Genomic DNA, 12,078 nt, shown 5'->3' with positions numbered 1-12,078 from the left:
GACGGAAGGTGTCATGACGGAATCGATTGCGACGAAGCCCGTCTCGTCGCGGGCGGAGACCCGCCGGGCGATCTGGAACACGCTGCGCGGCAGCTCCGGGAACCTGGTCGAGTGGTACGACGTCTACGTCTACACGGTGTTCGCGACGTACTTCGAGAGCCAGTTCTTCGACAAGGCCGACAAGAACTCGACCGTCTACGTCTACGCGATCTTCGCCGTGACCTTCCTGATGCGACCCGTCGGCTCGTGGTTCTTCGGCCGGTACGCCGACCGCAAGGGCAGGCGGGCGGCGCTCACTATGAGCGTCTCGCTGATGGCCGCGTGCTCGTTCGTCATCGCGATCGTCCCCGGCCGCGAGACGATCGGCATGGCGGCCGCGGTGATCCTCATCCTCTGCCGCCTGGTGCAGGGCTTCGCGACGGGCGGCGAGTACGGCACCTCGGCGACGTACATGTCGGAGGCGGCCACCCGCGAGCGGCGCGGCTTCTTCTCCTCCTTCCAGTACGTCACGCTGGTCGGCGGGCACGTTCTCGCGCAGTTCATGCTGCTCGTGCTCCTGGGGATCTTCTCCAAGGCGCAGGTGTCCGACTTCGGCTGGCGCATCGCCTTCTTCGTCGGCGGTATCGCGGCGATCGTCGTCTTCTGGCTGCGGCGCACGATGGACGAGTCCCTGTCGGAGGAGCAGCTCGCCGCGATCCGCGACGGCGAGGACACCAGCTCCGGCACCATGCGCGAGCTGCTCACCGGCTACTGGCGACAGCTGGTGCTGTGCTTCCTCGTCACGATGGGCGGCACGCTGGCGTTCTACGTTTACAGCGTCAACGCCCCGGCGATCGTCAAGACGGCCTACACCGATCACGCGCTGACGGCGACGTGGGTGAATCTGATCGGCCTGATCTTCCTCATGCTCATCCAGCCGATCGGCGGCATGATCAGCGACCGGATCGGCCGCAAGCCGATGCTGATCTTCTTCGGCGTGGGCGGGGTCTTCTACACGTACTTCCTCATCACGTTCCTGCCGAACATCCACGTCGCGATCGGGTCGCTCGCGATGGTGTGCGCCGGCTACATCATCATCACGGGCTACACGTCGATCAACGCGCTGGTGAAGGCGGAGCTGTTCCCCTCGCACGTGCGGGCGCTCGGCGTGGGCATCGGCTACGCCCTGGCCAACTCGATCTTCGGCGGCACCGCGCCGCTGATCTACGAGGCCGCGAAGAAGTCCGGTCATGTGCCCTGGTTCATTGCCTACGTCACGATCACCATCGCGATCTCGCTCTTCGTGTACATCTTCTTCCTGCACAACAAGTCCGAGACGTACCTCGATCGGGAGCGTGGCTCCGCCTGGGTGCCCGACGGTGCGCGGTAGCGCCCGTCGGCGCTGACGGGGCCGCGGTCCCGATCAGCCGATCTCGCGGGCAGCGGCGGAGATCCAGTTGCCGAACTCGACGGCGAGGTGCCACTGGTGCTGCCGAAGGAAGTGCGCCGGCACCGCCGCCGGGAACTCGACGGTGAGCAGCGCGTCGAGGGCACCGTCGCGGTCGCGCAGCTGGTGCCGGACGCCGCCGATGCACGTCCCGTCGTCGAGTAGCGCGAGGCCGGCGATCTGGATCGGGTACGCGGGGTCGGCGGCGGTGGTCAGCCGGTCGCTGCGCGTGTAATCGACGAGGAACCGCGACGCGGTGGGCGTGCCGCCCGTGGTCTCGACGACCTCCTGGCGGCCGTCGGGCAGGCCGCGGAGCAGGTAGTGATCCGGGCACGCGGCGAGCATCGTGCCCTCGCGGTTCGACGCGGTGAGGTCGTCGAACCACGCCCCGAAGCGCTCCGCGGACACGCCCGGTGCTTCCAGGCGCGTGACCGAGGTCGCGGTCCGGCCGCGACTCACCGCGACGGTCGCGCGCGTGGTGGCCTCCGAGAATGCGAGCTCGCGCCGGAGGAGGGCGTAGATCCCGGCGTGGCCCAGACGCGTCTTCATCGCGGTGAGTGTGTCCCGCTGCACCTGGATCGGTGCGCGCAGTACGTCCGCGATCGACTCGTCGGGCAGCAGCTCGGCGGTCGCGCGGGCTCCGAGCCCGGAGGCGAGCCTGCGGAACACGGCGCGGAGCCGGCGCGCCTCCCACGCGCGCACCGCCTCGGGTGCGACCGCGCGGTCGTCGATGAATGTCCTGATGCCGGTGTGGTCGGTCATGGGTGTCGCCCGTCCTCGAGTCTTGACAAGTGATCGCTGTCACCCCATAGTATCCACTAACGCTACAAATTCAAGCGTTAAGAGAGGGAGGTCACGATGACGGTGTCGAGGCCGACGAGGCGGGGGTTCCTCGCCGGGGCAGTGGGAGCGGGGATCGCGGCGGCCGTCGTGACGCAGGGCGCCGGCCGGGCGCTCTCCGAACCCGCCGGGCAGGCGGGGCTCCGGACGCGTCTCGCCGGCGTACCCGTCTCCCGATCGAGCGTTCAGGCGTGGGAGCGCCGCCGCGTGCCGATCGCCGCCGCGCGCCTGTTGCGGGACTCCCCGGGTGTCGCCGCGGGGGAGTTGCGCGCGCTGGTGGACCGCGGCGTCGCGGCCCCGTCGGATCTGCCGGCCGCGCGTGCTGCGCTCGCCCGCACGCGCGAGCGGCTCGGGGTGGACCGCATCCGCGAACTGCTCGCGCCCGAGACCGCGCTCGCTGGCGCCGCGACGCTCGCCGCCAAGGCCGCGTCGGGAGGCCGCTGGGCGATCGCGGACACCGAGATCACGGCGCCGCGGGGCACCGCCGCGGGCATGGTGGAGTGGTTCACCCGCGAGCGCACCACGGACGACCGCCCGACGTGGACCGGTGCGTGCCCCGACCACTACGTCATCGTCACCGGCGCCGACGGGAGACAGGAGGTGATCGAGGTGACCGGCGGTGCGGTGCTGCCCCTGCGCTTCTTCGTCGACTACACCGACGTGCGTGGCGTCCCGATCCCGCGCGACCCCTCGTATCCGCTCGAGATCGCCGGTACGGCGTCGCTCGCGACGGGGGAGATGATCGGCGGCGTGCGCCACCAGTTCCGCGATCTCCCGGGCGGCGGGTTCCGGAGCCGGCTCCGCGTCGCCTTCCCCGCGGCGGTGCCGGGCCTGTACATCACCGAGCACCAGTGGCATCTCGCCGCCGAGTTCGGCAACTGGGTCGACGGCTACCTCGCCTCGGTGTGACGGCGTCGGTCGCGTAGAACTGGGGTATGGACCAGGAGGCAGGGCCCCGTCGGCGGACGGGAGGTCGATCGGCGCGTGTTCGCGAGGCGGTGCTGGCAGCGGCGCTCGCGCAGGTGGCCGAGCACGGCTTCGAGGGCCTGCGCATCGCGGAGGTCGCGGCCCGGGCGGGCGTCGCGGAGACCACCGTCTATCGACGGTGGCCCACACCGACGGCCCTCGTCGCCGACGCGGTCAGTGAGCTCGCGGCGCAGGGCAATCCCGCCCCGGACACCGGTGATCTGCGCGAGGACCTTCTCCAGGTCGCGCGGCAGATCACCGCGCTCCTCGAACAGCCCGGACTGGCGCGGCTCCTCGGAACCACCCTCGCGATGTCGCAGGACCCCGAGGTCGACGCCGCGCGGATCAGCTTCTGGGACGCGCGATTCGCGAGCACTGCGCCGGTGATCGAGCGCGCGATCACCCGCGGCGAGATCCCCGACCGGGTGCTCTCGCGCGACCTGCTCGAGTCCGTGGCCGCGCCCGTCTACTTCCGCGTGCTGGTGGGCAGGGAACCACCGGACGACGCGTTCGTGACCCGGTGCGTCGACGACGCCCTGGCGCTCCTCACGTCCAGGGCGTCGCGCGAGACATGAGGATCAGCGCCAGCGCGCGAGCAGCTCGTTCGACCGCTCGGTGAGCGCCATCTGCCAGATCGGACCGAAGCTGATCCGGCCCGCGCCGGCGGCGGCGAGCGCGGCCAGATCGTCGGTCGCCGGATTCGCGATCGCATTCACGGGGAGCGGCAGGGCGTCCGCGAGGTGCCGGAGCGTGGCCGCGTCGTGGAACGCGACCGGGTAGAGCGAATCGGCGCCCGCGTCGGCGCACAGCTGCATCCGCGCGATGGCGCGCTCCACGCGGTCCTCCGCCTCACCCACCTGGCTCTTGAAGATGTCGGTGCGGGCGTTGATCACCACGTGCACGCCCGCGGCGTCGGAGGCGGCGCGCAGCGCGGCGACCAGGTCGGCGTGCTCCTGCGCGTCGCGGAACCGGCCGCCCTCGGAGTGCACCGTGTCCTCGATGTTCAGGCCCACCGCGCCGGCGCTGAGGAGGCCCTCGACGATCCGCTCCGCGGACCGCCCGTACCCCGACTCGATGTCGACGGACACGGGAACGTCGACGGCCGAGGTGATCTGCGCGACGCGGGTCATCGCCTCGTCGAAGCTCATGCCCTCGCCGTCGGGGCGACCGATCGAATCGGCCATCGGGTGCGAGCCCACGGTGAGCGCGGCGAAGCCCGCCGCGACCGCGGTGTTGGCGGACCAGGCGTCCCACGTGGTGGGCAGGACGACGGGATCTCCCTTGCGGTGCAGGGACTTGAGAGTGACGGCCAGATCGGCGAGCGAGGTCATGTCCCCAGTCTGGTCCATGCGCCCGCCCGGCGCACTGATTCGGACGGGCCCGTCGCCCCACCGAGATGTGCGGTCGCGGATAGGGTGATTCGATGTCGGAAACCGAGTCGGGCCCACTGCGGCCCGTCGAGCTCGCGCACGCCGCGGTCACGGCCGCCCTCATGTCGGCGATCGCGGTGCTGTCGATGGTCGTCCCGGGCGCCGTCGTCTTCGCCTGGGCCGGCGCCGTTCCCATGGGTGTTCTGGCCTTCCACCACCGCGCGCGGGTCGCGGTCGCCACGACGATGGCCTCCGGGACGGTGGCCTTCCTGCTCGCGGGCTTCGGCGGCCTGGTCTCCGCATGGACGTGCGTGTACATGGGGGTCATCTGCGGGCAGGTGCGCCGGCGGGGCCGCGGGCGCGGCGTCATGCTCGGCGTCGCCGCCCTCTGGGGCGTCGTCGTCGCGACCGCGGTGTTCGCTTTCCTCGCGGCGCTCGCCGAGATCCGCACGGTGGTGCTCGGCGCCTTCGCGGCGAACGTCCGCGGCCTGGGCGCGCTCCTGCTGCCGCTCCCGGGCGGAGCCGGACCGGGGGCGGCGCTGCAGCGTCTCGCGGCCTTCGGGCTGCAGCACTGGCAGGTCTTCGTGTGGGTGTCGGTCTGGCTCATCGTGGTGATCGGCTGCTCCTTCGCCTGGCGCATCCTCACCCCGGTGCTCCGCCGGGTCCGGGCCACCAGCGCTGCGCCGCGCGACCTCTTCCCCCGCGAGTCCGAGGACGGTGCGCCCCTCCCGCTGCCGATGCGGCTGCAGGACGTCGCCTTCCGCTACCCGGAGGCCCGGCACGACACGCTCTCCGGCGTCTCCTTCGGCGTGGAACCCGGCGATCACGTCGCGGTGACCGGCGCCAACGGCACCGGCAAGTCGACGCTCATGCGCGTGCTGGCCGGGCTCCCGCCGACGGCCGGCATCGTCGATCGCCCCGGCGCCGTGGCGCTCGGCCGGGTCGGCGGCACGGCCCTGGTCCTGCAGCACGCCGACAGCCAGGTGCTCGGGATCCGCGTCGCGGACGACGTCGTCTGGGGCCTGCCGGACGGGGTGGAGGTCGACGTCGACGGCCTGCTCGCGGAAGTCGGGCTCGGCGGCATGGGGGACCGCGACACCTCCGGCCTCTCGGGCGGGGAGGCGCAGCGTCTCGCCGTCGCGGCGGCACTGGCCCGGCGGCCCGCGCTCGTCGTCGCCGACGAGGTCACCACCATGGTGGACCGGGACGGCCGCGAGGATCTGATGGCACTGCTGGGCGGCCTGACCCGGCAGCACGACCTGGGCCTGGTGAACATCACCCACTACCCGGAGGAGGCGGCCGGAGCGGACCGCACCGTCGACCTCGGGAGCGCGCAGCGTGCCGACCCTCCCGCGTCCACCGAGGGCGGGAGCGTCCGACCCTCCCTCGGCGCGCCGCTGCTCGTGCTGCGCGGCGTGCACTACGAGTACGACGCCGGGACGCCCTGGCGGCGCACCGCGCTCCGCGGCGTCGACCTCGCCGTGCGCGAGGGCGAGGCGGTGCTGCTCTGCGGCGGCAACGGGTCGGGCAAGTCGACGCTCGCCTGGGTGATGGCCGGGCTCCTCGAGCCGACCGCCGGCACCTGCGAGCTCGACGGTGCGCCCGTCGCCGAGCACGTCGGGGCGGTGGCGCTCGCGCTGCAGGCGGCGCGCCTGCAGCTGGTGCGCGGGACCGCCGGCGACGCTCTCGCCGCGCTGGCCGGCCTCCGCGGCGACGACGCCACCGCGATCGCCCGGGCGCTCGCCTCCGTCGGCCTCCCCGCAGCGACGGCGGAGCTTCTCGTCGACCGGCTCAGCGGCGGCCAGCTCCGCCGGGTGGCGCTCGCGGGCCTGCTCGCGAGGGCACCGCGGCTGCTCATCCTCGACGAGCCGCTCGCCGGGCTGGACCTGCCATCGCAGCGCGAACTGGTCGAGCTGTTGGTCGGGATCCGCGACGGCGGCCAGGCGATGGTGATCATCTCGCACGACGTCGACCACCTCGACCGGCTGTGCGACCGGACCGTCCATCTCGCCGGCGGCGCGATCGATGCGGAGGAGGTGGCATGAGCCGGTCGACGTCGTTGGTGCTGCGGCCGCTGCCGCGCCGCTCCTACCTGCACGACCTCTGGGCCGGCACGAAACTGCTGGCGGTGGCGGCGATCTCCGTCGTGCTCACGGTCGACCCGAGTTGGCCGGTGATCGGGCTGCTCGCCGCGCTGCTCGTCCTGGCCGCGGCGGCGGCGAGGATCCCGCTCTCGGTCCTGCCGTCCGTGCCGCGGTGGGTGCTCGTGGTGGTGCTGATCGGCGGCTGCCTGATGGCGGCGAGCGGCGGTGCGCCCCACGTGGACGTCGCCGGCGCCACGGTGGGCCTGGGCGGCCTGCTCAACCTGCTGCGCGTGATCCTGCTGGGGTTGGTGCTGCTCGGGGCCGGCGCGCTCATCGCGTGGACCACCGACCCTGCCGACGTGGCGCCCGCCGTCGCGCGGCTGTGCGGGCCGTTGCGCCGGTTGCGGATTCCGGTGGACGAGTGGGCCGTCACGCTCGCGTTGGCGCTGCGCACGTTCCCGCTGATGATCGACGAGTTCCGGACGCTGTCGGCGGCGCGCCGCCTCCAGCCGCCGCCCGCGGTGAAGCGTTCGCGCCGTGCGGATCTGGTCGACCTCTGCGTCGCCGCGATGGTCGTCTCCCTGCGCCGCGCGACCGAGATGGGGGAGGCCATCGCCGCCCGCGGCGGCACCGGCCGCCTCGTCGTGCGCGCCGACGGCCCCGGCCGCATCGACGCCCTCGCCGCGCTGGTGCTCGTCGCCGTCTGCGCCCTCGCCCTCACCCTCTAACGCAATTGAACGACGTTATGGAGAACCCGACCTGGGGTTTTACTCTCCATAACGTCGTTCAATTGCTGAGGGGGTCAGTCGACGGCGACCAGGGGGTAGACGCCGTTCTCGTCGTGCACCTCGGTGCCGACGACGGGCGGGTTGAAGACGCACAGCATGCGCATGCGGGTCCTCGTGGTGACGGTGTGCCGCTCGTTGCCGTCCAGCAGGTACATGGTGCCGGGGGCGAGCGGGTACTCGACGCCGGTCTCCCGGTCCAGGAGCGTGCCCTCGCCCTCCACGAGCCATACGGCCTCGACGTGGTTGGCGTAGTGGAACTCGTTGACGGTGCCGGGCTCGATCACGGTCTCGTGGAAGGAGAAGCCGACCCGGTCGCCGCCGAGCACGATGCGCTTGCTGCGCCAGTTCCCGGCGGCGACGTCGCGCTCGGTGCCGGTGATCTCATCGGTGGTGCGGACGATCATGCGGACAGTGCCTTTCGGGTCGCGGTGGCGAGGATGTCGAGGCCGAGATCGAGCTCGGAGTCGGTGATGGTGAGCGCGGGCAGCAGCTTGACCACCTCGTCCGACGGGCCGGACGTCTCCGCGAGCAGGCCCTGCTGGTAGGCGGCGGCGCAGACCGCGCCCGCCTTGTCGGCGTCGGCGAAGACCAGGCCCTGCACCAGGCCGCGGCCGCGGTGGCTGAGATGCTCGGGGAACTCGGCGCACAACTCGTCGAAGCGCTTCTCGATGTGGGCGCCCTTGCGGAGGGTCTCCTTCTCGAGCACGTCGTCCGACCAGAACTCGTCGATCGCGTGCTTGGCGGTGACGAACGCGGGGTTGTTGCCGCGGAAGGTGCCGTTGTGCTCGCCGGGGCCCCAGACGTCGAGCTCGGGCTTCATCAGCGTGAGCGCCATCGGCAGGCCGTAGCCGCCGATCGACTTGGAGAGTGTCACGATGTCCGGCGTGATCCCGGCCTCCTCGAAGGAGAAGAACGGACCCGTACGGCCGCAACCCATCTGGACGTCGTCGACGATGAGCAGCATGTCGTGCCGCTCGCACAGGTCGGCCAGCGCGCGCAACCACTCGGGGCGCGCGACGTTGACGCCGCCCTCGCCCTGGACGGTCTCGACGATCACGCCGGCCGGCTTGTTCAGGCCCGAGCCGGAGTCGGCGAGCACGGCCTCGAACCACTGGAAGTCCGGTGCGACGCCGTCGAAGTAGTTGTCGAAGGGCATCGGCGTGGCGTGCACCAGCGGGATGCCGGCGCCGCCGCGCTTCATCGAGTTGCCGGTCACCGACAGCGCGCCCAGCGTCATGCCGTGGAAGGCGTTGGTGAAGTTGATGATCGACTCGCGGCCCTTGACCTTGCGGGCCAGCTTCAGCGCCGCCTCCACCGTGTTGGTGCCGGTGGGGCCGGGGAACTGGACCTTGTAATCCAGGCCGCGGGGCTTGAGGATCTTGTCCTCGAAGGTCTGCAGGAACTCGCCCTTCGCCACGGTCGACATGTCGAGCGAGTGCGTGATGTGGCCCTCGGAGATGTACTCCACCAGGGCCTGCTTCAGCTTGGGGTGGTTGTGCCCGTAGTTGAGGGCACCGGCGCCCGCGAAGAAGTCGAGGTAGCGGCGGCCGTCGCGATCGATGAGCCATGAACCCTCGGCGCGATCGAAGACGGCAGGCCAACCGCGCGAGTAGCTGCGCACCTCCGACTCGCGGGTGCTGAAGATCGAGGGCTGCTCGAAATCGGCGGTGCTGGTGTTCTCGTCGGTCAGGGTGGACATGGTGATCCTCCTAGTGGGCCGGCAGCGGCCCCGCCGGTCAGGCGGGGTCGATGATGTACAGCTGCTCGGGCTCGTGGGGGTCGGATTCAGTGGGGGAGATGTGGTGCGAGGCGAACAGATCGCGCACCGTGAGGGTGGAACGGCGCTTCTTCGCCACGGAGCCGAAGAGCTCCTGGGACGCCGTGTTGGACGCGGTGATCGTGGTCTCCAGGCGTGAAACGCCCCTCACCGCAAGATGATCCAACAGATCGATGAGCATACGCGAGGCGATGCCGTGGCCCCGATGGGCGGCATCCACCGCCACCTGCCACACGAACAGGGTGTCCGGGCGGTCGGGACGGCGGTACCCCGTGACGAAACCGGCGACGGCGCCATCATGCTCGGCGACGATCGACGAGTCGGCGAAGTCACGGCACAACAGGGTGTACGCGTACGTCGAATTGAGATCGAGAACCTCGGTGTCCCGGGCGATCTCCCACAGTCGTATTCCATCGTCGATCGACGGGCGACGGGTGGTGACCCCCGTTTTTGCGGGGGCAGTGGGATCGCTCTTGTGAGACGGGCTCATCACTCTCGACGCTAACAACCGGCAATGCGGAAGTCACCCGCGCTTCGGAATCGGTCAGCGGAACCCCGGGGTATCCCCAGCGAGGCGGGTCAATGTGAGATGGGTCACATCAGGGCTGTGGTGGGGCCAGTCGAGCGAGCGAACCGGCCTCCAGCGCGGCCCACAGCGCACCGTCGGGTCCGAGGGCGATGCCGTGGGGCTCGGAGCCCGGCACGGGCAGCTCGTACCTGCGGATTCGTCCCTCGGCGTCGATGGAGCCGAGGGCGTTGCCGGCCCACTCGGTGAACCACATGCGACCGTCGGGCCCGGCGCAGATGCCGTGCGGGCGGGCGGCGGCGTCGGGGAGTGGGTGGTGAGCGGCGGCACCGCCGGGCGTGATCCGGCCGATCCGGCCCGCCCCGATCTCGACGAACCACAGTGCCCCGTCCGGCCCTGCGGCGATGCCGACCGGCGCGCAGCCGGGGGAGTCCAGGGCGAACACCGAGACCGTCCCGGTGGTGTCGATCCGGCCGATCGCGTCGGCCTGGTTGAGCGGGAACCACAGCGCGCCGTCCGGGCCGGCGGCGATCGCGGAGGGGAAGGCCCCGGGGATCGGCAGGTCGAACTCGGTGACCGTTCCCTCGACGGTGACCCGACCGATCCGGTTCGTGGCGGTCGCGGTGAACCACAGCGCGCCGTCGGACCCCGTCGCGAGGCCGAAAGGGCCGCACCCGGGCGGGAGGTCGACGTGCGAGACCTCCCCGTCGACGGTGATCCGGCCGAGGCGGTGCGAGCGGTACTCGGTGAACCAGAGCGCGCCGTCGGGCCCGGTCGTGATGATCGTGGGGCCGGTGTCCGGGCCGACGGGATACCGCACCGTCTGACCGGTGGCGGAGTCGTACCGCCCGATCTCGCCGCTCCCGACGAGCGTGAACCACAGTGCCCCGTCCGGCCCGGTGGTCAGGGCGTACGGGCCGTCGCCGGGCACGTCGTGGACGGTGATCGTCATCGGGCGGTCTCCTGGGTGGCGAGGAAGGCGTCGACCTCGGCGGCGGTGGGGGCGGCCGCCGCGCCGGCGGCGGTGGCGGTGAGGGCGCCGGCCGCGTTGGCGCGGCGCAGCCGTTCGGTGGGTGGCAGGTCCCAGTGCGCAGCGAGCGCGCCCGCGAAGGCGTCGCCGGCCCCGGTGGTGTCCACGACGTCGACCGCGAAGCCCGGGGCGTCGACGGTGCCGTCGGGTCCCGTCGCGCGGGCACCGTCGCCGCCAAGGGTGGTGACGACGTGCGGCACGCGCCCCACGACCTCGGCGAGTGCCTTCTCCTCGTCCCGGTTGACGATCACGCCGTCGAGGAGCTCGACGAGCTCGTCGGGGAGGGGCTGCACGGGCGAGGGATTGAGCAGGACGACGGTGCCGGCCTCGCGCGCGGCGCGGGCGGCGTCGACGACCGCGGGCAGCGGGATCTCGAGCTGCAGGAGGAGCACGTCCGCGTCGGCGATCGCCTCGCGCGCCGCGTCGTCCACGCGCACCGCGGCGTTCGCGCCGGGCACGACCACGATGTGGTTCTCCCCGGACCCGTCGACGGTGACGTTCGCGAAGCCGGTGCTGCCGGGCGTGCGCGCGACGCGGGAGACGTCCACCCCCGCGCCCGCGAGGGAGTCCAGCACCGTGCCCGCGGCGTCGTCCTCGCCCACCGCGCCGACGAAGACGGTCGCCGCGCCCGACCGCGCCGCCGACCGGGCCTGATTCGCGCCCTTGCCGCCCTGCCCGAAGGCGACCGAGACACCCGTCACCGTCTCGCCCGGCTGCGGGAACCGCTCGCACACCGTGATCGCGTCCAGATTCACGCTGCCCACCACGACCACCGATGTCATGCCCGCACCCTACGGCGCGCGCCGGACGTAGGCTCGCCGCATGACCATGATTCGTCCGTTTCTCATGTTCCAGGGCGCGGTCGCCGCGCAGGCGATCGACCTGTACGTCGCGACCTTCGACGGGGCGGTCCTGAGCTCGGTGCCGCACGCGGATCCGAAGCACGGCATCCAGCTCGCCGAGCTGGTGATCAAGGGCGAGCACGTGCTCATCAGCGACAGCTCCGTCGACCACGCCTTCGACTTCACCCCGTCGACGTCGCTGTTCGTGGACTGCGACGACCGCGAGGAATTGGAGCGTCTCACCGAGGCACTCGGCGCGGGCGGGAAGACCTACATGCCACTGGGCGAGTACGGCTTCTCCACCGCCTTCGCCTGGGTGGGGGACCGGTTCGGCGTGTCGTGGCAGCTCAACCTGGCCTGACGGTGCGCCGTACCCTCACGCGGGCAGGCGGGGCGGCCCTCGCGTCACGCTGAGCGCAAGCCTGGGCG

The 12,078-nt window shown here is 71.8% G+C and carries 13 protein-coding genes; 6 read left to right on the top strand and 7 right to left on the bottom strand.

Annotated features, from left to right (window positions below; all coding sequences use genetic code 11):
- The first annotated feature begins 13 nt into the window (after window positions 1-13).
- Window positions 14-1,369, top strand: a complete 1,356-nt coding sequence (locus WFK95_RS10595) for an MFS transporter (RefSeq protein WP_336670661.1) — start codon at window positions 14-16, stop codon at window positions 1,367-1,369.
- 33 nt (window positions 1,370-1,402) lie between these two features.
- On the opposite strand, the gene WFK95_RS10590 is transcribed toward WFK95_RS10595, so the two are convergent.
- A complete protein-coding gene (locus WFK95_RS10590) occupies window positions 1,403-2,188 on the bottom strand; it encodes a hypothetical protein (protein WP_336670660.1) in 786 nt (261 codons plus the stop codon).
- 96 nt (window positions 2,189-2,284) lie between these two features.
- On the opposite strand from WFK95_RS10590, the gene WFK95_RS10585 reads away from it, so the two are divergent.
- The gene (locus WFK95_RS10585) at window positions 2,285-3,175 is read left to right on the top strand and encodes a hypothetical protein (RefSeq protein ID WP_336670659.1); all 891 of its coding nucleotides are present in this window, start codon (window positions 2,285-2,287) and stop codon (window positions 3,173-3,175) included.
- Window positions 3,176-3,201: 26 nt separating this feature from the next.
- On the top strand, window positions 3,202-3,807 hold the full coding sequence (locus tag WFK95_RS10580) for a TetR/AcrR family transcriptional regulator (RefSeq protein ID WP_224646144.1): 606 nt from the start codon (window positions 3,202-3,204) through the stop codon (window positions 3,805-3,807).
- A gap of 3 nt (window positions 3,808-3,810) precedes the next feature.
- Here the strand turns inward: WFK95_RS10580 and WFK95_RS10575 are convergent, their stop codons facing one another.
- Entirely contained in the window at window positions 3,811-4,563 is a 753-nt protein-coding gene (locus tag WFK95_RS10575) for an isocitrate lyase/PEP mutase family protein (RefSeq protein WP_224646145.1), read from the bottom strand.
- Window positions 4,564-4,655: 92 nt separating this feature from the next.
- Here WFK95_RS10575 and WFK95_RS10570 point away from each other — a divergent pair, with 92 nt between their 5' ends.
- Both WFK95_RS10570 and WFK95_RS10565 read left to right on the top strand, forming a co-directional pair.
- Window positions 4,656-6,647, top strand: coding sequence for an ATP-binding cassette domain-containing protein (locus tag WFK95_RS10570; protein WP_336670658.1), 1,992 nt, complete (start codon window positions 4,656-4,658; stop codon window positions 6,645-6,647).
- The gene (locus WFK95_RS10565) at window positions 6,644-7,414 is read left to right on the top strand and encodes a CbiQ family ECF transporter T component (RefSeq protein WP_336670657.1); all 771 of its coding nucleotides are present in this window, start codon (window positions 6,644-6,646) and stop codon (window positions 7,412-7,414) included. Before WFK95_RS10570 ends, WFK95_RS10565 begins: the two co-directional genes overlap by 4 nt.
- A gap of 74 nt (window positions 7,415-7,488) precedes the next feature.
- On the opposite strand, the gene WFK95_RS10560 is transcribed toward WFK95_RS10565, so the two are convergent.
- The 5 genes from WFK95_RS10560 to WFK95_RS10540 form a co-directional block, all read right to left on the bottom strand.
- Entirely contained in the window at window positions 7,489-7,878 is a 390-nt protein-coding gene (locus tag WFK95_RS10560) for an ectoine synthase (protein ID WP_224646148.1), read from the bottom strand.
- Window positions 7,875-9,173 (bottom strand): diaminobutyrate--2-oxoglutarate transaminase, encoded by a 1,299-nt coding sequence (gene ectB / locus WFK95_RS10555; RefSeq protein WP_224646149.1) that lies wholly within the window; start codon window positions 9,171-9,173, stop codon window positions 7,875-7,877. Before ectB ends, WFK95_RS10560 begins: the two co-directional genes overlap by 4 nt.
- Before the next feature lie 37 nt (window positions 9,174-9,210).
- Window positions 9,211-9,741: a diaminobutyrate acetyltransferase gene (gene ectA / locus WFK95_RS10550; protein WP_068524814.1), complete on the bottom strand. Its 531-nt coding sequence runs from the start codon at window positions 9,739-9,741 to the stop codon at window positions 9,211-9,213.
- Between the two features lie 109 nt (window positions 9,742-9,850).
- Window positions 9,851-10,729 (bottom strand): Vgb family protein, encoded by an 879-nt coding sequence (locus WFK95_RS10545; RefSeq protein WP_224646150.1) that lies wholly within the window; start codon window positions 10,727-10,729, stop codon window positions 9,851-9,853.
- A complete protein-coding gene (locus WFK95_RS10540; protein WP_224646151.1) occupies window positions 10,726-11,589 on the bottom strand; it encodes a ribokinase in 864 nt (287 codons plus the stop codon). Before WFK95_RS10540 ends, WFK95_RS10545 begins: the two co-directional genes overlap by 4 nt.
- Window positions 11,590-11,629: 40 nt before the next feature.
- On the opposite strand from WFK95_RS10540, the gene WFK95_RS10535 reads away from it, so the two are divergent.
- Window positions 11,630-12,010 (top strand): VOC family protein, encoded by a 381-nt coding sequence (locus tag WFK95_RS10535; protein WP_336670656.1) that lies wholly within the window; start codon window positions 11,630-11,632, stop codon window positions 12,008-12,010.
- Window positions 12,011-12,078: the final 68 nt, after the last annotated feature.

The sequence above is a fragment of the Tsukamurella sp. USMM236 genome (assembly GCF_037148755.1).
Taxonomy (GTDB): domain Bacteria; phylum Actinomycetota; class Actinomycetes; order Mycobacteriales; family Mycobacteriaceae; genus Tsukamurella.
Note: the sequence above shows the minus strand (reverse complement) of the source record. Positions and strands in the feature narration are given on the sequence as shown.